Annotated in this window: 14 protein-coding genes and 1 pseudogene; 11 read left to right on the top strand and 4 right to left on the bottom strand. The window is 70.6% G+C overall.

Annotated features, from left to right (window positions below; genetic code table 11):
* The first annotated feature begins 209 nt into the window (after positions 1–209).
* Both WMF12_RS15970 and WMF12_RS15975 read left to right on the top strand, forming a co-directional pair.
* Positions 210–2,165 (top strand): rhamnogalacturonan lyase, encoded by a 1,956-nt coding sequence (locus WMF12_RS15970; protein ID WP_437872375.1) that lies wholly within the window; start codon positions 210–212, stop codon positions 2,163–2,165.
* A 268-nt stretch (positions 2,166–2,433) separates the two neighbouring features.
* Positions 2,434–4,029: a hypothetical protein gene (locus tag WMF12_RS15975; protein ID WP_437872376.1), complete on the top strand. Its 1,596-nt coding sequence runs from the start codon at positions 2,434–2,436 to the stop codon at positions 4,027–4,029.
* 509 nt (positions 4,030–4,538) lie between these two features.
* On the opposite strand, the gene WMF12_RS15980 is transcribed toward WMF12_RS15975, so the two are convergent.
* Positions 4,539–5,735, bottom strand: a complete 1,197-nt coding sequence (locus WMF12_RS15980; protein ID WP_437872377.1) for a hypothetical protein — start codon at positions 5,733–5,735, stop codon at positions 4,539–4,541.
* A gap of 580 nt (positions 5,736–6,315) precedes the next feature.
* On the opposite strand from WMF12_RS15980, the gene WMF12_RS15985 reads away from it, so the two are divergent.
* The 3 genes from WMF12_RS15985 (at position 6,316) to WMF12_RS15995 (ending at position 8,839) form a co-directional block, all read left to right on the top strand.
* Entirely contained in the window at positions 6,316–7,131 is an 816-nt protein-coding gene (locus tag WMF12_RS15985) for a class I SAM-dependent methyltransferase (protein ID WP_437872379.1), read from the top strand.
* 83 nt (positions 7,132–7,214) lie between these two features.
* On the top strand, positions 7,215–8,174 hold the full coding sequence (locus tag WMF12_RS15990) for a TauD/TfdA dioxygenase family protein (protein WP_437872380.1): 960 nt from the start codon (positions 7,215–7,217) through the stop codon (positions 8,172–8,174).
* A gap of 89 nt (positions 8,175–8,263) precedes the next feature.
* Positions 8,264–8,839 carry a c-type cytochrome gene (locus tag WMF12_RS15995; protein ID WP_437872381.1) on the top strand — a complete coding sequence of 192 codons (576 nt, stop codon included), beginning with the start codon at positions 8,264–8,266 and terminating at the stop codon, positions 8,837–8,839.
* 57 nt (positions 8,840–8,896) lie between these two features.
* Here the strand turns inward: WMF12_RS15995 and WMF12_RS16000 are convergent, their stop codons facing one another.
* On the bottom strand, positions 8,897–11,116 hold the full coding sequence (locus WMF12_RS16000) for a hypothetical protein (protein WP_437872382.1): 2,220 nt from the start codon (positions 11,114–11,116) through the stop codon (positions 8,897–8,899).
* Positions 11,113–12,918 (bottom strand): hypothetical protein, encoded by a 1,806-nt coding sequence (locus WMF12_RS16005; RefSeq protein ID WP_437872383.1) that lies wholly within the window; start codon positions 12,916–12,918, stop codon positions 11,113–11,115. The genes WMF12_RS16000 and WMF12_RS16005 overlap by 4 nt, the downstream gene beginning before the upstream one ends.
* A gap of 293 nt (positions 12,919–13,211) precedes the next feature.
* On the opposite strand from WMF12_RS16005, the gene WMF12_RS16010 reads away from it, so the two are divergent.
* The 4 genes and pseudogenes from WMF12_RS16010 to WMF12_RS16025 all read left to right on the top strand — a co-directional run bounded on the left by WMF12_RS16010 (position 13,212) and on the right by WMF12_RS16025 (position 16,724).
* Positions 13,212–14,384, top strand: a complete 1,173-nt coding sequence (locus WMF12_RS16010) for a ferritin-like domain-containing protein (RefSeq protein WP_437872385.1) — start codon at positions 13,212–13,214, stop codon at positions 14,382–14,384.
* 52 nt (positions 14,385–14,436) lie between these two features.
* Positions 14,437–14,730: pseudogene (locus WMF12_RS16015) on the top strand (SDR family oxidoreductase); the annotation flags it as partial.
* Complete coding sequence (locus tag WMF12_RS16020; RefSeq protein ID WP_437872387.1) at positions 14,715–16,193, top strand: SDR family oxidoreductase; 1,479 nt, start codon at positions 14,715–14,717, stop codon at positions 16,191–16,193. The pseudogene WMF12_RS16015 and the gene WMF12_RS16020, both read left to right, overlap by 16 nt.
* A 120-nt stretch (positions 16,194–16,313) precedes the next feature.
* A complete protein-coding gene (locus tag WMF12_RS16025) occupies positions 16,314–16,724 on the top strand; it encodes a VOC family protein (RefSeq protein WP_437746514.1) in 411 nt (136 codons plus the stop codon).
* Between the two features lie 48 nt (positions 16,725–16,772).
* On the opposite strand, the gene WMF12_RS16030 is transcribed toward WMF12_RS16025, so the two are convergent.
* Positions 16,773–17,426, bottom strand: a complete 654-nt coding sequence (locus WMF12_RS16030; RefSeq protein WP_437872389.1) for a TetR/AcrR family transcriptional regulator — start codon at positions 17,424–17,426, stop codon at positions 16,773–16,775.
* Positions 17,427–17,509: 83 nt separating this feature from the next.
* Between WMF12_RS16030 and WMF12_RS16035 the strand changes: the two genes are divergently transcribed.
* Together WMF12_RS16035 and WMF12_RS16040 are read left to right on the top strand one after the other, a co-directional pair.
* On the top strand, positions 17,510–19,057 hold the full coding sequence (locus WMF12_RS16035; RefSeq protein ID WP_437872390.1) for an FAD-dependent oxidoreductase: 1,548 nt from the start codon (positions 17,510–17,512) through the stop codon (positions 19,055–19,057).
* Positions 19,058–19,452: 395 nt separating this feature from the next.
* Complete coding sequence (locus tag WMF12_RS16040) at positions 19,453–20,229, top strand: hypothetical protein (protein ID WP_437872391.1); 777 nt, start codon at positions 19,453–19,455, stop codon at positions 20,227–20,229.
* Positions 20,230–20,248: the final 19 nt, after the last annotated feature.

Consider the following 20,248-nt stretch of genomic DNA (forward strand, 5'->3'; position numbering starts at 1 on the left):
CCGTGCAATTCTTGTGACTGACTTCGTCCTGCTCTCACAACCTGGGTGAGAAACGAGGCCACCATTCCGCTCACGGCCGGGAGGCGAGGCGCCGACCGGACGATGAGGGGCCGCGCGAGGTATGCATGAGACGACCTATTTTCTTGATTTGCTTTTCGCTCGCTGCCGCTCACCTGGCATGCGGATCGAGCGGTGAACCCGGAACCGGCTTGGACGGCGCCGGCGGGGAGGGCGCCGGGACGGGCGGCGGCGCGACCGGCGCGGCGTCCAGCGGCAGCGGTAGCGGCAGCGGCAGCGGCGCGGGCACCAGCGCTGCGTCCGGCAGCGGCGGCGCTGCGACCAGCGCCGCGACCGGCAGCGGCGGCTCGGGCGGCGGCGCGGGCGCCGGCGGGCCGACGGGGTTCGCGCAGATGGAAGACCTCGACCGCGGTGTCGTGGCCGTGCCCACGGACGGCGGCACGTACGTGGGCTTTCGCCTGTTCGGCTACGACCCCGACGACATCGCGTTCAACGTCTACCGCGACGGCGCCAAGGTCAACGCCGCGCCGCTCGCGGACTCCACGAACCTCGTGGACCGCGACGGCTCTCCGAGCTCGGTCTACACCGTGCGCCCCGTCATCGGCGGCGTCGAGCAAGGCGAGTCGGAGTCCGCGCCCGTGTGGAAGGATGGAACCCTGTCCATCCCGACGACACCGCCGCCCGCAGGGGACGGCTACACGTACTCGAGCGGCGATGGCAGCGTGGGAGACGTGGACGGCGACGGGCGTTACGAGATCATCCTCAAGTGGGATCCGTCGAACCTCCAGGACAACTCGAAGGCCGGCCGCACCGGCAAGACCTACCTCGACGCTTACTCGCTCGACGGCAAGCGGCTCTGGCGCATCGATCTCGGCGTGAACATCCGGGCCGGAGCGCACTACTCGCCGTTCCTCGTGTACGATCTCGACGGCGACGGGAAGGCGGAGGTGGCCGTCAAGACGGCGCCGGGGACGCGCGATGGGAGGGGCGAGTACCTGAGCAAGGGGCCCGCGGCCGGCGATGACGATTCCAAGGATTACCGCAACAACGACGGCTATATCCTCACCGGCCCGGAGTACCTCACCGTGTTCGCCGGCGACACCGGCGCAGAGCTCGCAACGACCGAGTTCAAGGTCGGGCGCGGCGACCCGTGCAGCTGGGGCAACAACGAGTGCTACGGCAACCGCGTCGACCGCTTCGTCGGCACCATCGCGTTCCTCGACGACACGGGGCGCCCGAGCGTGGTGTTCGGGCGCGGCTATTACGCACGCACGACGCTCTCGGCCTGGAACTACCGCGACGGCGCGCTCTCGAGCCTCTGGACGTTCGACTCCAGCTCGAGCCGCGCCAACGAGGCGTTCGGCGGCAAGGGCTGCCACTCCATCAGCGTCGCGAACGTGGACGACGACCCGCAGCAGGAGATCATCAACGGCGGCGCCACGTTCGACAACGACGGCACGGGCCTCTGCGCGGTGGACTACTACGCTCACGGCGACGCGCTGCACGTCACGGATCACGTCCCGTCGCGCCCTGGTCTCGAGGTGTTCCAGCCGTACGAGAGCGGCGACGCACCCGCCTACGCCATGCGCGACGCCCGCACGTGCGAGGTCCTCTGGAAGGGGCCAGGCAACGGCGGCGAGGAGGGCCCTGGCCGGGGCGTGGCGGCGGATGTCGACCCGCGCAGCCCTGGCAGCGAGGCGTGGGTCAACAACAGCGAGCTGCTGCGCGGCTCGGACGGCGATGGCGTCGGGAGCCGCCCTGCGTCGAGCAACTTCCTCATCTGGTGGGACGCTGACCCGAGCCGGGAGCTCCTCGACGGCAACGGCATCCGCCAGGCCGACGGCCAAGGGGGGAACTTCACGGCCGCCGGGTGTACCTCGAACAACGGCACGAAGAGCACGCCGACGCTCAGCGCCGATATCCTGGGCGACTGGCGTGAAGAGGTGATCTTCCGCTGCGGCGATTCCATCCGCATCTTCACCACGAACCAGGTCGCGACGAACCGGATCTACACCTTGATGCACGATCCGCAGTACCGCGTTGCCATCTCGTGGCAAAACGGCGCCTACAACCAGCCGCCTCACCCGAGCTTCCATATCGGGGAGGGGATGGCTGCGGCGCCGAAGCCCGATATCCACGTCCGCTGAGACACCGGCGCTAGCGAGTCGCCTCGTTCGACTCGATATCTGAAGCCGATGGCTTGGCTACCGAGTCACCACGCGTCGAATCGGCCGCCCTCACTGCACAGCCTGCCTGTGAGCGTTCACAAGGTTTATAAATACACGAGTACAGTACATTCGTTAACACTGTTGACGAAGTTCGCGTGCCGCTGGTAGAGTGGTGTTACCTGCCCGAGGTGAGGCGGGTTGCGCCTGACGGACTGAGCCTAACGGCCTGAGAGCCTGAGAGAGCGACATGCGATTTATCGACCTGCACCAGGGTTCTGCAACCGACCTCCGTACATCCCGGCGGGGCCTGGCCACGCTCGCCGCGCTGGCCGCGTTGTTGCTCAGCGCGTGCGCCGGTGACGATGGCAACTCGTTGAGCGGCGCGTCGGAGGGCGGCGCGGGAGGACCCGACACGACGGGCGGGACGGGCGGCGCGGGCTCGCAATCGAGCGTGAACTCAGGCTCGGGCGCGGGCGCGGGCACGGGCACCGGTGCGGGCTCGCAGGCGAGCACGGGCGCGGATTCGGGCTCGGGCGCGGGCACCGGAGGTGCCGGTGTCGGCGGCGGTCCGGACGACCATCCTGCGTACGACCACTGCGTGAGCGGGTACATGCCCCACCCGAGCGACTCGGATCCCAACATGAAGGACGGCCCGGCGGAGTTCTTTCCGCCCGGCAACAACAGTCCGGACATCGTCGATACGACGGTGCAGCCCCAGGTCCTGGACTGGATGTATGAAAACAGGTGGCAGGACGCTCACGTCGAGTGGCACGCGATCCGCGCCTGCAACTTCGGGGGCGCCGGGAGCAAGGTGGGCATCTGCAAATTCAAGCAGCTGGTCCCGCAGGATCAGAACTGTCAGAGCGCCGGCGACGGCTATCAGTTCCTTGTGTTCCACCGCCACATGATCCAGGCGCTGCAGCAGCTCTGGCCCAATCATAAAGAGCAGTTCACGGGCTTCACCAAGTTCCCGACCAAGGCGGAAGATGTGCCGTCCCAGTGGCGCTCCGCGTGGAAGAACTGGGACGCGGCCGCCCTCGAAGCCGGGAAAATCGGCGATGAGATCGACAAGCCCGAGAACCTCGCGAGGTTCAAGGACGAAGGCGAGCTCGGCTTCTGGCTTCAGTGCAACGTGGGGCAGAAGCTGGCGGGGGCGACCAACATGCCGTGGGTGGGTCTCCACTTCGTGCTGCACGCCAAGTGGGCGCGGCCGGGCAACACGACGCACGGTGTGAACAACACCAACGCGAACATCGACAACTACATGTTCTGGAAGCTCCACGGCTGGATCGACAACGTGTGGGAGAAGTACCGGCGCGCCAAGGGGATGTTGCCGACCGATCAGAAGCTGAAGGACGATCTCGTCGCGCAGTGCCGCGAGATGGATACCGAGATCAAGATCATCAAGGAGAACCTGGACCCTGAGGATGTCAGGGATCCCAATGCGCCTTTGCCGGTGGAGTCAGGGGTTTTCCACGAGAAGGTGCGGCCCATCTTCGAGAGCGCGACGAACCTGTGCAGCGGCTGCCACGCCGAGTCGGGCCCCAATGCGGGGCTGTCGCTCGGTGGGCGCCTCAGCTCCAAGGAGATCGTCGACGGTCTGGTCAACGTCGCCTCCCGCGGCGGTGGCCAGTTCAAGCTCGTCGTCCCGGGCGACCCCGACCACAGCTGGCTCTACCTCAAGGCCGCCGGCAAGGCGGAAGCCGCGGGTTGCCAGCAGTCCTCCACGGCGCAGTGCATCTCGGGCGTGATGCCGCCCAGCACGGGGGGGCCGACGGTCAGCCCGGCGCAGCTCGAGATCTTGCGTAAATGGATCGCGGACGGCGCCCCGGGACCGACCTGATCCTGGCGAACGCTTGAGGTCGGCGGGAATCCGAGCTGCCGGCCTCACGACATTCGGGGCTCGGGGGGGCGCCATCAGCGCCCTCCGCCACGCACCCTCAGGCGTCAGAAGTGCCCAGGGCGCTCCGCCTCCCGCACATCGATCCCGTTGCCCGCCCCGTGGCATAGGCGTTAACCACGCTTCGCGCCGCATTCTCCTACATCCTAACGTTTACGTGGTCGTGGTCGTGGTCGTTTACGGCTTACCGTTGACGACCACGACCACGACCACGACCACGTTCACGACCACGTTCACGTTCACGTAAACGTTCATGTTCACGTAAACGTTCATGTTCACGTAAACGTTCATGTTCACGTTCACGTCGGTGACCGATGGTGGGGGTGGAACGGGCTTCGTGCCTTGAGCGTGACCGAACGGGCTTGGTTGCCGCCTGTGAGGGGCCCTCCACGGGGCCGGGCAGCTCGGCACTACCTTGCACGCAACCGGAGACGGACCTGGGCGAGGCCGTACTAGGGTCCAGGCGGCGGGTAGGTTTCCTTCATCTCCTGGATCCAGCGCGAGACCACCTCCACGCCCGTCTCGTCGACCTTGTGCGTCCCGATGCGCGGCATCTGCCCTTCGAAGCCGCGGAGCACCTGGCGGGCGACAAGCAAGCTGCGTGACGGGTCCCCCGGCCGGATGTCGTACCAGTTGGCCGGGTCGGGGTTCGTGAGGCCCTCGTACTTCGCGTTTTCCGCGGGGCGCTTGTTGATGGCCGTCCGGGCGGCGTCCGTGGCCATCACTTCGCCGAGCTCGCTCGCCTCGAGCCGCAGGTACAGGCCGGTATCGTGGGCCGCCGCCTCGGGCAGGTCGTTGTGACAGCTCACGCCGCAGTTGGCGTGCAGGTAGCCGAGCGCCTGGCGCTCCACCTCGTTGCCAGGAATCGTGAGGGCGAGATGGCTCGCGTCCGCGATCACGCCGAGCTCGACCAGCGTCTCGGCCGAGATCCCCTGGGCGCCAGAGCCGAGCATCAGCGCGTCCCAGCCGAGGACGTAATCGACGCGTCCGACGTGGCACTCCTTGCACTGATCGCGGTTCGGCACCGTGTGGCCAGTGCCGTAGAGATCGGTCACGCCGAAGTCGTTCTGCATCTGGATCGCCTGCTTCTCGTCCTCGGACCACACATAGCTCGTGTAGACCCAGCCGGCGGCCGTCTTGCGCAGGAGGCGAGTCTCCGCGAGGCGCTGCGCGCCGCCCGCGCCCGTCACGCTGAACTCCTTCCAGAACTGCGTCCCCTCGGGGTAGATGAACGCGTCCGGATTGCTCGTGTCCACCTGCTGCCCTTTCGGAATCGACACGAAGCGCCGCTTCTCGGCGCCGTCGCTCCAGAGCTCCACGGCAGGCTTGTACTCGAGCACACCGCACGCGAGCTCGCGCTGATCGAAGTTCCCGTAGAGCCCCGTACAGCGCAGGTCCACTGGCAGCACGCCGTCGAGCGGCGCAGCGCAGTCCACGTCGGTGGGCATCGCGAACTCTGCGCAGCTCGCGCCTCCCGCGCCACCAGCGCCGCCTGCGCCGCTCGTTTGCGCGCCCGATCCGCCGCTGCCCACCGTGGCGCCCGACCCCCCTTCGCCCTCGGGCTGCGCCTGCCCGCCGCCCGAGCTGCATCCCGCCGCGAGCAGCAGCGCGCCGGCGAGTGAACCGTTCCTCACGACATGAAAAAGCATGCGCGCAGTCTGCCACAGGAGAGGAGCGCTTGGGAGCGTGGAGTCACGCCTTCGCCATGCCGCGTCGCGCATCGCCCCGCGTCGCGCGCTTCATCCGGTCACCGGTCGTCTGCCTTCGCAGGGATGTGAACGTCGATCAATCGACGATCGGCCGGACAGAAGCGGTGGAGCCGACAGAGCCCGATGAGGGCAGGGCGCCCTCTGAAAAAGGTGAACCTATCGAATGGTCCACTCTTGCTGTACACCGCGCGTCCAGCGCCGGATCGTTCACGGCTTGGACACCCGGCATGGCCTGTCCGCCGCGCTCTTGCGCCGCTCCGGCGCCATGCTCGCGCGGTCGCGGCGGGCGCGGTGCGGCCTCGGCAGCAGGCGCTGCTGACCGCGTGCTCGTGACGCAGCACCTGGCGCGCGCAGTCCGGCCGAAACGCGTGGAAATGCCTGGCACGGCGCGTGCGATACGCCGCCGACGACGACGGCGCGCGTCGGAGCAGCGACCCGGCACGGAGGGCGCGGCGGCGCGCCGCCCGGGCCGTCACCCCGCCGAGCGCGCCCGAGAACAACCTTTTCACGGAGCCGTCGCATGAGTGGTCTCAGTCTCGTCTTCGATACGCCCCAGCTCGCGCAGGACTACGAGGTGCGCAGCGCCGATCGGCAGTTCCGCCATGGAAAGCGGCTGATCGCCGAGCTCGGCGTCCGCCCCGGCGATCACGTGCTCGACGTCGGCAGCGGCACCGGGCTGCTCGCAGAGCACGTGGCCGGCCTCGTCGGGCCGACCGGGAAGGTGCTCGGGATCGACCCGCTGCCGCTGCGCGTGGAGATCGCCCAGCAGAAGGCGAAGGCGAACCTCTCCTTCCAGGTCGGCAACGCCTACGCGCTCGACGGGCTCCCCTCCGGCAGCTTCGATGTCGTGTACCTCAACGCCGTCTTCCACTGGCTCCCCGAGAAGACCGAGCCGCTGCGGCAGATCCACCGCCTGCTCAAGCCGGGGGGCCGGATCGGGCTCGCCACGGGCGCGAAGGATCACCCGAACCGCCTGCAGGCCATCAAGCGGGAGGTGCTCTCGCGCGAGCCCTACGCGCGTTATCCGGAGTCCCGGGATGGGACGCCCCACTGGGTCACCGCCGTGGAGCTCGCCGGGCTGCTCGGGGGCGCCGGCTTCACCGTGCAGAAGATCGAGGCCCAGGAGAACGTGCACCATCAGCCGGACGGGCGCGCCGCCATCGCCTTCTCGCAGGCAAGCTCGTTCGGCAACTTCCTCGGCCACCTGCCCGAGTCGCTGCGCAGCCAGGCCATCGAGGACATCCAGCGCGAGCTCGAGGCCTTCCGGACGCCCGAGGGCATCCGGCTCGAGGGGAAGCGGCTCTTCGCCATCGCACACAAACCGGCGTCGCACTGAGCTGACAGGTCGATGGCCGACCACCGCACCGCGACGCCATCCCAGCACCCTTTTCGCTTTCTCTGCCACGAGGAGAATTCCGCATGAGCGCTACACAGAACCAGAGCAACAACGTCCTCGAGATCGTCCCCGTCGCTGGCCGGATCGGCGCGGAGGTGCGCGGCGTGCGCCTCAGCGGCGATCTCGACGCCGCCACCGTGAGCGAGATCCGGAAAGCCTGGCTGCGATACAAGGTCATCTTCTTCAGGGGCCAGCACCACCTCGACGACGGCTCGCAGGAGGCGCTCACCACGCTGTTCGGCGCCAAGCCCGTCGCGCACCCGACGGTGCCCGTGGTCAATGGCACCGATTACATCCATGAGCTCGACTCGCGGGAGGGCGGGCGCGCGAACTCCTGGCACACCGACGTCACGTTCGTGGACGCCTACCCGAGGGCCTCGATCCTCCGGGCGCTCGTGATCCCGGCGTACGGTGGCGACACCGTCTGGGCCAACACGGTCGCCGCGTACCAGGATCTGCCGCCCGCGCTGCGCGCGCTCGCGGACACGCTGTGGGCGGTCCACAGCAACGAGTACGACTACCAGGCGCGGAAGCCGAACTCGTCGGCGGATGACGTGCGGCGCTATCAGGAGGTGTTCACGTCGACCGTGTACGAGACCGAGCACCCCGTCGTGCGCGTCCACCCGGAGACCGGGGAGCGGTCGCTCGTGCTCGGCCACTTCGTCAAGCGGCTGCTCGGCGTCTCGTCCCACGACTCGACGCACCTCTTCCAGGTGCTCCAGGAGCACGTCACGCGCCTCGAGAACACCGTCCGGTGGCGCTGGGCCGCGGGCGACGTGGCGGTCTGGGACAACCGCGCCACGCAGCACTACGCGATCAACGACTACGGCGATCAGGTCCGCGTGGTGCGCCGCGTGACGGTGGACGGGGACGCGCCCGTCAGCATCGACGGCCGGCGCAGCGTCACCCGCAAGAAGGCGCCGCGCGCCGCCGCCGCGAGGAGCGAGAGCGCCGGGATCGCCGTAGCCACGGCGACCGCGTAGTCGCGCCGAGCCGAGGCGCGTCCGCGGGCGTCAGGGGATCCTTGACGGCCGCGGACGTGTGCGCTTCACCTGCGGCGGAGGAGCACCCCGTGGGTCCAACAAGCAAGCGCGACGACGCTCGAGACGGAGCGCAGAGCACGGCGCACGTCGTGGTGATCATGCTGATCGTGGCCTTCGGCGTGCTCGCGCTGCCGTGGATGGTCCTCCGGAAGCTGGACGCCCGGACGCCGACGGGCGGCGTGGCGGCCTCCGGCGTCCCGGCCGAGGACCTCGCCCAGGGCGGCAAGATCTATTATCGCTCGTGCGCCAACTGTCACCAGGCCAGGGGGGAGGGGAAGCCGGGCCGCTATCCGCCCCTCACCGGCTCCTCATGGCTGCTCGAGGACAAGGAGACGCCGATCCGGATCACGCTGCTCGGCGCCGCCGGCCCGATGGAGGTGAACGGCGCGCTCTACAACGACGTGATGCCCAACCTCGGCGTCACGCTGTCGGACGAGGACGTCGCGCTGGTGCTCACCTACGTCCGGTCGAGCTGGGGGAACAGCGCGCCCGCCATCACGCGGGACGAGGTCGCGAAGGTGCGCGCCTCGCTGGGAGACCGGATGGAGCCGTGGGCCGGCGGCGCGGCGCTGTCGGCGGCGCGGGAGACGCGCGTCCTGCCCTGAGGCGCACAGGAGAGCGGGGCTGGCTGCCGCGGCGGCGCTTCCAGGCGAGAGGGGCGGTCACTCCCGCACGGGCTCCTGCAGATCCACCCCGAAGTGCTCGCGGTAGCCCCGCCGCGCGGCCTCGCGCAGCTCGTCGTCGCCGCGGCTGACCTGCTCCTCGAAGGCCTGCGCGTACGTGTCTGGGTCGACCTCCCGCGCGCCGAAGCGCAGCTTCTTCCCGGAGAGCGTCTCGAGGACGAGCGTGGCCACCCGGCGCTCGGCGCCGCCGCGGGCCACGACGCCGAAGGGGAACAGGTGCACGAGCGTGAGCTGCGGCGGCGCGTCGCCGGCCGTCATCTCGGCGATGTACGCGGAGAGCTCGCGGCTCACGCGGTCCTGCGCCTCGTCGGAGAAGCCGGCGAGCAGCTCGGTCACCGCGGGCGAGAGGGGCAGGTGAGGGCCGTCGATCTGGTGCTGGAGCTCGTGCCGCTCGGTGCCGGCGAGCACGGCCCGCTCGAGCGTGGAGCCCAGGCGCTCGCGCAGCTTCGCCAGCGCGGCGTCGCAGCGCGCGAGGGCGCCGGCGTGAGCGCCGTCCGCCGCCGCGTGGCACGTCGCGCCCTCCTGATCGAACCGCTCGGCATAGGACCGGACCTCGGAGCCGAGGACGAGCGCGAAGGGATCCTGGTCGCGCGAGAAGCCGAGGTGGACACGGCGCTCGCCCGTCATCGGCTCCACGAGGAGCGTCGCGAAGCGGTCGTCGCCGACGCGGTAGGCGTGGACCTCCCTGACCCGGTAAGGCGTGGTGTAGAAGCGCCGCGTGGCGCCGTCGGCCGAGACACTGAGATTGACGGCCGCGTCGAGGTAGTACCCGAGCCCGGCGCGTCGCGCTGCGTCGTTGGCCTCGGCGACGAGCCGGCCGAACGCGCGGCCGGAGAGCTCGAGATCGTCCACCTGAGCGGCCAGCGTCGCGAGCGCCGCGGCGACGTCCTCGCCGTCGGGCTGCGCCCTGGCGACCGCGAGCATCTCGCGGCTGCGCGCCCTGGTCAGCACCTGCGCCTCCGCGCCCGTGCCCTGCGCGCGTCCGCTGCGCGCGTGCGCGTCGCGGGCGATGCGCGCGCGCTCCCAGCTCGGCAAGAGCTCGCCGTACACCCGGTCCCATTCGGCCGTGGGCGCGCCGAGCCTCCAGTCGACGCCCTTCGGCGCGGGGCGGCCGAGCACGAGCAGCGCGCCCAGCAGCGCGGCGACCGAGGCCGCGGCCGCGCCTGCCGCCATGATCGGCCGGGCGCCGCCCGCGCTGGCCCCGATGCCTGGCTCCAGCTCGGCTTCGGGCACCATCACGCCGAGCGCGAGCACCTCGATCGCGGAGGCGAGCGCCGCCACGACCGCGGCGAGCAGGAGCGCGAAGAAGGCGACGGTGCCCGCCTCGACGCCCCAGCCGCCCGAGAGGAACGCGCGGTACACGAAGAGCAGCATGAGGCCGGGCATGGCCCACACGGCCGCGATCGCGAGGCCCGGGTGCTCGCGCCGGGGCACGCTGCGCGCGTACGAGAGGCCCAGCAGGGCGATCGCGAGCGGGCCGAGCACGAAGAGCAGGACCATGCCGTAGCCGAGCTGGAAGCGGGCGTCGGGCAGCGTCGCGACGAGCACGGCCGCGCGCGCGATCGTCTGCGCGGGGATCTCGCCGCGGGACGGCCAGAAGTAGAAGACGAGCGCCGCGGCGAGCGACGCGATGAGCAGCGCGCTGCCGCCCCTGCGCGTCCGCGCGTGGAAGCGCAGCACCACGCCCGCCGCGGTGAACGCGAAGACCGCGAGGAACGGGGCCGGCCGCGTCACCAGGCTGTCCGGCAGCGGCAGCATGTCCCACGCCGAGCTCCGGCGGCCGATCCACACGGCGACGTTCACGGCCACGAACGCGGCGAGCACGGCGATGGCGCGCGACGTCGGCCGCTCGACGAGCAGGCCCGCGCGCCGCGCGGTGCGCGCGCCGAGGAAGAGCAGCCACAGGCCCGCGATCGCGGGCGCGAGCGCGGCGACCTGGGCGGCGGGCGCGAGCTCGGGGAGCACGCTCCACACGAAGATCCCGTGGCCGTAGGCGACCTCGTACGGCACCAGCGCCGACAGCGCGAGCGCGAGGCCGCTCCACAGGCAGCGCGCGCGGAGGCGCTCGGCCGACATGCGGTAGAACATCGCGGTCGCGGCGCTCTCCTCGCCGGGAGGAGCGGCGGCGTCCGGCGGCGGGGCGCCGGCGTTCTGCGGGGCGCTGGCGCCGTGCTGCGGAGGGGGGAGGGGCGCGCTCACGGCTCGACCGCCGCGCTCGCGATGCGCGAGATCGACCGCTTCTGCGGGAAAACCGGGTCGCGGTACCGCACCTCGAACAGCACGCGCTTCCCATCGGCGGAGAACCGCGGCACCCGCTCCGTCGCGGAGCCCACCGTCAGCTTCTTGATCTCGCCGGTGGAGAGCGCCAGCACCGCGATGTCCGTACCGCCCGCGCCCCGCGCCTCGAACGCGACGCGCGCGGCGTCGGGCGAGAACGCGGGCCACGAAGCCCCGCCCGGGGCCGCGTACACCTTCCGGCGCCACGTCGCCGTGTCGATGACCGCGATCCCCGGCTCGGCGCCGTCGACGACGCACACGATCTTCGTCCCGTCGCTCGACGCCGCCGGGTTGCGCAGATCCTCCCCGGGCTTCGCGCGGAACGGGCGCTCGATCGACAGCGGCTGCTTGCCCACGTCGACCACCGCGAGGTGCGGCGCGTCGCCCTCCGACGCGTCGGGCACGTAGACGAACGCGAGCCTCGTCTCGTCGAGCCACGCGAACCCGCCGAGCGACTCATTCTCGGTGTGGAGGCCGAACACCTCCTTGCCGCCGTCGGTGTCGAGCACCATCAGATCGGCCTGCGCGCCCTCCTCCGGGCGATCGTAGACCGCCACGAACCTGCCGCCGGGGGCGAGCTTCGGGTCGACGAAGCGGTGCTCCGGATCGACGCGCACGCGCTTGCTCTGCCCGGATCGGTCGACGACCGTGATCGTCTTCGCCCAGCCGAAGAAGTCCTCCACCAGCGCGACCCGGTCGCCGTCGCGCTGCGACGACGGGTACGAGTACACGTGATACCCCCTCCACATCGGCTTGACCGCGCCGGGATCCGTCGTGGGGACGGCCGGCGGATCGAGCGGCCGCCACTCGAGCGTCTCCAGCGCTTCGCTGCGGGCGAGGTCCCTGGACCTCACCGAGTGGAACACCGAGACATCGGCCGTCTTGACGAAATAGCCGCCCTCGGCGGTGCCCACGAGCAGGTCCTCCGCCGCCTGGGGCGACAGGAAGGTCACGCGCCCCTGCTCCTCGGCCTCGATCTCCTTCGCGCGGGCGGCGTACGCGCCGGCGGCCCGGTCGAGGTTCGCGGCGCGGTCCTTCACGAACCTGCGCGCCGACGCCAGCCGCTCCAGCAGCTTGATGTCCGATCCCTCCGTGATCTCGCGCACCGAGGGGTGGTCCATGAGCTGCGCGATCACCGCGTCGAGCGCCTGAGAGGCCATGGAGTTCGCGAGCAGCGCCATCGCGCGGTCCTTCTTCGTCGCCCCGGAGTAGCCGCGGATCCGCCCCTCGGTCGACGTGCCCTTGTCGAGGAACGTGAGCGTCACCGGCGCGTCGACCCGGAGCTCGAAGTAACCCTCCTTGATGGGGTGCTCCACGATCTCGGGCGCGAGGCGCGCCTCGATGATGAAGCCGGCGCCGAGCGCCTTCGCGGCCTCCTTCGGGTCCTTCGCGCTCTCGAGCGCCTTCATCACCTTCGGGTCGCCGCCCTTCACGGGATCGAACCCGAGCTCCGCGAGGTGCTCGCCGAGCTCGTCGGCCAGCCTCGCCGCGGGCTGCGACCCTTCCCACCAGTACCCGTCGAGATCGATCGCCACGAGGATGCGCAGCGGATCGGTCGCCGTCATCGAGCGGAAGGCGAGGAGGCCCGCCGCCGCGATCACGAGGCCGAGCACCGCGAAGACCGGCCAGAGCCTGCGCTTCGGCACGAGCGCCTCGAGCGACTCCGGCGGTTCGGCCTCGGGGGCGGGGGGCTGCGCGTCGGTCGGGGTTCGAGGCTCCTCCATGGAAAGGGACGTGCCCTATCCGCGAGAGGGCGTAAAGCTGCGTGAGCGTGGCGTGGGCGAAGGGAGCTGGTCAGGTTGCCCGGGAGTCCGCGGCTCTCCCCGCCAGTCTGGCGACGATGCATGAACAGGAGTGGAGGGGCCGGCCTCAGGAGGGGCCCCGCCTTCGGGCCCGCCACCCCCATGACTGCCCGACCATACTCTGCCGGCGCGGGAGCTCGAAGTTGGCCTGAATTCGGTGGAGGCATGCGTCGTGCAAGTGCGTCCAGACCTGCTCTTCATCCACGAGGTGCCCGATGAACACCGCACATGCCTTCCGCCGCACGCTTGCCCATCGCCTCTTCGCCCTGCTCGCGCTCCCCGTTGCGGGGGGCGCCGCCGGCTGCACCACTGCCTATAGCAGCTGTCCCGAGGATCCCGAGCCCGTCTCCAAGGTGGCCTGCTTCGCGTGGCCGCAGGACGATGCTGACGGCCTCGGAGATGCTGGCGGCGAGGGGGGAGCCGGGGGCGGCGGAGGTGCCGGCGGGAGCGAGCCTGTCGCGTGCCCCTCGCGGCCGGAGGCGCAGGAGATCCTCAATCGGTCCGGCTTCGGATCGCACAGCGTCAAGAGCGATGGAGCCTTGCAGGACGGCCAGTGCTGCTATCAGGCGTACTTCATCCCGATGTGCGAGGGGCGCCCGTACCTCGTCGAGGAGGCGGCGCGGACAGCGCCGTTCGTCCGCGCCCGCGGCAGCGCCGGGTGGGGCGCGGCGGAGGCCGTCGCGCCGCGGATCGATCATCTCGCCGCGGATCTGCGGGCGGCGCTGGCCGCGGCGTGGACGCGCGACGCGCTCTTCGAGCACGCGTCCGTGGCCTCGTTCGGCCGCTTCGCGCTCGAGCTGCTCGCCGCGGGCGCGCCGGCTGATCTCGTGGAGGAGGCGCACCGCGCGGCGCTCGACGAGGCCCGCCACGCGCGCCTCTGCTTTGCCCTCGCGAGCGCCTATGCGGGCGAGGCGATCGCGCCGGGCGCGTTTCCCTTCGACGGGCGGGTGGAGGTCGAGGCAGATCTCGCGTCGATCGCGGCGCGCGCCGCGAAGGAGGGGTGCATCGGAGAGACCATCGCGGCGGTGATCGCGGCCGAGGAGCTCGGCGCCGCGGAGGACCCGGCGGTGCGGAGCGCGCTCGCGATCATCGCCGCGGACGAAGCGCGGCACGCGGAGCTCGCGTGGGGCACGGTGGCGTGGGCGATCCGCGCGGGCGGCGAGCGGGTGCGCGCGGCGGTGGAAGAGGTGTTCGCGGGGCTCGGGCGCGCGGAGCTCGGGGGAGGCGACAGCGCGGGAGGTGCGCAGCTCGCGGCGCACGGGCGGTTCGGCGCCACGGCGCGCGGCGAGGCGGCCGCGCGGGCGATCGAGGAGATCGTGCGGCCGGCGTCGAGGTTGCTCCTGGCAGGGCGCCCGGACGGAGCGGCCCAGAGCGCGATGACGGCTTGAGGGGAAGGGCCCTTCCGCTCGCCTTGGCCACGCGATACGCTCGCTGTCCGCCATGAAGGAAGCGCATCTCGTGACCGGGGCGACCGGGTTTATCGGCGGCGCGCTCGTCCTGGAGCTGCTGCGGCGGACCGATGACGACATCGTGGCGCTGGTCCGACCTGGCGACACCGGGGCGGTCGAGAGGTTCCGCCAGTCCATCCACCATGCTGCAAGGCTTTACGAAGCGACCGATGTGCTCGCGAAGCTCGACAGGTGCCGTGTCGTCGCCGGTGACGTCGTCGAGCGAGATTGCGGCATCCGCGAGCCGATCGGTGCTCGCGTCGCGCAGGTGTGGCATGTGGCGGCTCGCTGCAATATGAGAATCGTCACGTGGACGTCATCAGGGCGACCAACGTCGAAGGCACCCGCCGCGTCCTCACCCTCGCGGGGCAGCTCGGGGCGGGGACATTCAATTACATCAGCACGGCGTACGTTGCAGGGCGAGCGACGGGGTCGATCCCCGAGGCGCAGAGCCGCGGCAACGCGACCAACAACCACTACGAGCAAAGCAAGATCGACGCCGAGACGCTCGTCACATCCTGGGCGAACGGGCGCGTTCGTATCTTTCGCCCCAGCATCGTGGTGGGACACAGCCGCACGCTCGGGGCGACCTCGTTTTCGGGCTGTTATGGTTTCTTTCGCCAGCTCGTGCAGTTCCGCGGGATGATCGAGCGCACCCAGAAGGGCTTGCTCTCGCGGTCCCCCGTGCGGATGAGGGTCCACCCGGATGGCGACCTGAACGTCGTTCCGGTCGATGCGGTCGTCCAGGAGGCCGTCGCGATCGCCCTCCAGGACGCATGTGAGGGTGTGTTTCATCTGACGCATCCATTCCCATGGAAGACCGGCGCGACGGTGCGCGCGATGTTCGAGCTGCTCGGTATGCACGCGCCCATCTTCATCGACCGGCGTGACGACTTCTCCTGGCTCGATCAGCAGCTCGACAAGCGGATGGACTTCTACGGTTCGTACATCATCGGTCACAAGCATTTCGAGCGAATCCGGACGGACGCGGCGCTCCGGGGGTGCGAGCGTTTTGCGTACGCCGAGGTGCCCCTCGTGGAGCTCTGCCAGTGGTACTTTCAGGTCCTCGAAGAGACCCAGGTGTTCGGGTTTCTCGCTCACCGCTTCGGCAAGCGAGCGTGGGTCGAGCGTTCCGGGGGCTCGCTGCGGCTCGTTCGCCGGCTGATCAAGAACTTTCCCGACGCTCGTTTCGTGCACCTGGTCCGCGACGGCCGCACCTGCGCCATCTCGATGAGCCGTCACCTCGGGTTTCGCATGGCGTTGATCGCGGTTCAGTTGACCGAGATCCTCGGCGTCGACCCGTGGGAATCGAGGGACCGCGCGTACGTGGACGACGTGCCCGAGGAGCTGCTCCCGTTCTTGCCCGAGCGCTTCGATCGCGAGGCCTTCCTGCGCTACGAGACGCCGCTGCCGCTGTGCGGTCATTACTGGTCCGGCGAGATCGTGACGGGGCTCGACGAGCTCTCGGGCGTCGCGCCCGGGCGGCTCTTGACGCTTCGTTACGAGGACTTCGGTCAAGCGCCGCGCCCGACCATCGCTCGCCTGATGGAGTTCATCGGCGTCGACGTAGATGACGTCTGGATCGAACGCATGGCGGGCATCGTGCGTCCGGCGCGCTCGCGCTTCAGCGAGCTCGCGCCCGGAGAGCGCCGGGCGTTGATGGAAGCGTGCCAGCCCGGCTTCGCCGCCCTTGCGGAGCTGTATTCCGACGAGATCGCGGAGGCGGCCCTGGACGAGGCACCCATCTGAGCGAATCCGAGTGGAACACCCTCACGAGGTCGCCGGCGCGCTCCCCGAATGGCGATCACCCGAGAGGCGGCCGTGAACCGGATGCTGGGTCGCGACGTGCCCTGCTGCTATCCTCATCGCATGTCCGACCTGCTCGTCAACATCGATGTACCGGCGCTCGATCCTGCCATCGCGTTCTACACGCGTGCGTTCGGGTTGCGCGTCGGGCGGCGCTTTGGTGCTTCCGGGGTCGAGCTCCTCGGCGCGGCGGCTCCCATCTACCTCCTGGTGAAGCCGGCCGGCAGCGAGCCTGCCGCCGGTGCGTCCCCGCGCGACTACCGGCGTCACTGGACGCCGGTCCACCTCGATTTCGTGGTCGACGATCTCGAGGCCGCCGCGCGCCGCGCGCAGGAGGCAGGCGCGGTCCCCGAAGCCGAGATCGAGGTGGCCGCGTGGGGGCGCATGCTCCGCCTGGCCGATCCCTTCGGCCACGGCGTCTGCCTCCTCCAGTTCAGCGGCCGCGGCTACGACGAGATGGTCTCGCCCGGCTGAGCGCGCGGAGGCTACGCGGGGCAGTCGCCCTCGGCGCCCTCGGCGAGATCACATGTCCTCCCGCCCCGCGCCGGCGCAGGGCCCTGGGGTCTGCTTCCCGCGCAGGTAGCGCTCGAGCAGCTGCACGAGCTCCTCGGCCAGCGCGCCGGAGCGCAGGTCGTCGGGCCGCTCGACGATCGCCTGATGCACGACCGCGTGCGCCGCGGTCTGCGTGATCCACCACGCGAGCTCCACGTCCGGCGCCGGGCAACCCCACGCCGCGAGGAGCTGCTTTGCCTCCTCGAGCAGGAAGCCCTCGCTCGCCGCGGACCGGGTCGCCTTGATGCGCGGCATCTGCTCCAGGAACACGCGGTGCAGCTCGGGCTCCACGGCGTGGGCGGCGATGCCGGCCTCCACGATCGTCCGGACCACCCGATCGGGCGACTGCCCCTGATGCGCTGCGAGCACCGCGGCCGCGGCCGCGCGGCCCTGCTCGATGTGCCGGCGGTGGAGCTCGGCCACGAGCGCCTCCTTGCCCGGAAAGAACTGGTACAGCGACGCGACGTTCACCCCGGCCCGCTGGGCCACGCGGTTCGTCGTCAGCCGCGCGTACCCGTCCCGGACCAGAATGTAAGCCGTCGCCTGCAGGAGCGCCTCGACCGTGGCGCGCGACCGGTCCTGCGTCGGCTGTTTCCTCGGCGTGGCGGCGTCCCGCTTGCGCATGGATCCATGCTGGCAGAACACAAGCTGACGAGGCAAGCGACAGCTTCCAAGATGGGGTGACTTCACCTGACAGGAGACAGCCAATGAATCCGTCGCTGAGCACGCATGTCCTCATCGCGGGGGCGGGGCCCACCGGCCTGACCCTCGCGTGCGATCTGGCCCGCCGCGGCGTCGCGTGCCGCATCGTCGACAAGGCACCAGCCCATTTCGCCGGCTCTCGCGGGAAAGGCGTGCAGCCGCGCACCCTCGAGGTCCTCGACGATCTCGGGGTGATCGACGCGGCGATGGCCGCCGGAGCCCCTTACCCGCTGATCCGCGCCTACGACGGCGGCGCGGTGCTGGGCGACTGGGCCATGTTCGAGCGGCGCGCGACGACGCCGGACGTGCCCTATCCGAACATCCTGCTCCTCGGGCAATGGCGGACGGAGGAGATCCTGCGCGCCCGGCTCGCGGAGCACGGCGTCCGTGTCGAGCTCGCCACCGAGCTGACCGGCTTCGAGCAGGACGGCGACGGCGTGACCGCCACGCTGATCCGGGCGGGCGAGACGGAGCGGGTCCGCGCCGGCTACCTCGTCGGCGCGGACGGGGGGCGCAGCTTCGTGCGGCGCGCGCTCGGCGTCGGCTTTCAGGGGGAGACGCTGGAGGCGGACCGGGCGCTCGTGGGCGACGTCCGCGCCGACGGGCTGGACCGCGAGCGCTGGCACGCCTGGCCGAAAGCGCGCGGCGGCCCGGTCGCGCTGTGCCCGTTGCCCGGCACCGAGCGCTTCCAGATCCTGATCCCGATCGACGGCGACGAGGCGCCCGAGCTGACGGTGGAGGCCGTTGAGAGGCTGTTCCACGAGCGGACGGGGCGCTCGGATGTCCGCCTGCACGACGCGAGCTGGCTGTCGCTCTACCGGCCCAGCGTGCGGATGGTGGACCGGTACCGGGCCGGCCGGGTGTTCCTGGCCGGCGACGCCGCGCACGTGCACCCCGCGGCCGGCGGGCAGGGTCTGAACACCGGCATCCAGGACGCCTACAACCTCGGCTGGAAGCTCGGCCAGGTGCTGGCGGGAGCGCCCGCGGCGCTGCTCGACACCTACGAGGAGGAGCGGCTTCCCGTCGCCGCGGCGATGCTCGGCCTCACCTCGAGGCTGCATCGCCGGACCACGGAGGGAAGCCCGGGCGAGGTGCGGCGCGGCCCGGAGACGCAGCAGCTCGACATCAGCTACCGCGGGAGCTCGCTGGCCCGCGACGAGGCCCGCGACGATCACGGCGCGCCGGCGCGCGTCCTCGCCGGGGACCGAGCGCCCGATGCGCCCTGTCATGACGCCGAGGGCGCGCCCGTCCGCCTGTTCGATGTGTTCCGTGGCCCGCACTTCACGCTGCTCGCCTTCGGCGCGGCCCACGGGGACACGGTCGCCCGGGTGAACGCCCGGTACGGCCCCGCCGTGCACGCGCGCGCCGTGGTGCAGCCGGGGGAGCCAGCCGGTCGGCGCGCCTTCGTCGACACGGACGGGCACGCGCGCGCCGGCTACGACGTCGATGGCGATGCGCTCGTGCTGGTCCGCCCGGACGGCTACATCGGATGGCGCGCTTCCTCCGGCACGCTCGAGCAGCTCGAAGACTTCCTTCGCCCGCTGGTCGGGTGATCGCGTTGTCCACCCGCGCGTTCGGCTTGCGCGGCGGGCAGCGCGTCGGCGCTTCCTTCGTCGCGCTGGCGGGTGGAGGGAAGAGCCTCCACTGCTGGCGGGTCCGAGCGCCAGCGCGAGCCTCGCGTCCCCCCGAGGAGGGTCGAGCGCCGCGCAAAAATGGGGTGCAAAGGCTCTCTCTGTGCCAGGCAAGGGCTTTGCTACGGCTGTGCTTGGCGGTACGCTGAATCCGATCGAGCTACCGCGCAGGCCACGCGACACCTCTCGAGATGGCGTCCCCTGACGCGACCGCGGGCTCCGCCCGCGCAGGAAGGGACCGAGTCCCCGCACGCGCGCGCCCGCGAGATCCGCTCACGCGCCCGCGCGACCCCAGAGAAAGGCAGCGAAGGAAGAACATGAACACCCGCTGGTTTGAACGAGTCCTTTTGGCCTTCACGATGACGCTCTCGGCCGGTTGCGCGGCCGAGGCGTTGAGCGAAGAGGAGCAGAGCGAGGTCGTGGGCGAGGCGGAGGAGGCGATATCGGTCTTCTCCTTCAGCCGGAGCGCGACCAACAACGCCACCGTGAACACGGCCAATTTCAACCTCAATATCAACCCGAGCAGGCGCGTGATGATCGGCACGACCGGCATCGTCGGCGCCAGCTCCTCGGGCGACACGTTCCTCCGCCTCTTCGACCTGAGCTCCGGGTCGCCCGTGCAGGTGGCCTCGGCGAACGACGGCCCCTCGGGGTCGATCTCGGCGCAGATCCGCTATACGACGTCGTCGACGGGCTGGCCCTTCCAGATCCGGGCCGGCTGTGACGGCTTCTCCTCGTGCAGCGGGACGGTCGCGATCGCGCGCGGCAAAGGCACCTTCTCGTATTCGAGGAGCAGCACGAACTACGCCACGACCAACTACGTCGACCAGGCGTACTTCTTCACCGCCGGAGAGACGATCTCCTTCGGCACCTGCGCGGCGGTGCTCTACGGGGCGAGCCGCTCGGGGATGTCGTACATCCGCCTCTTCGATCGCAACGGCGTCCAGGTCGCCGTGGACTCCGCCGAGACGATCGGCTGCTCCGAGATGCCGAAGACGACGCACGTCGCGGCGCTCTCGGATTACTACACCTTCCGCGCCGGCTGCGTCGGCAACGCCTCGTGCACGGCGACGGTGGCCGTCTACGCCGAGTGAGGCTCGACCAGCTCGCGGC

The sequence above is a fragment of the Sorangium sp. So ce363 genome (assembly GCF_051520435.1).
GTDB lineage: Bacteria > Myxococcota_A > Polyangia > Polyangiales > Polyangiaceae > Sorangium > Sorangium cellulosum_B.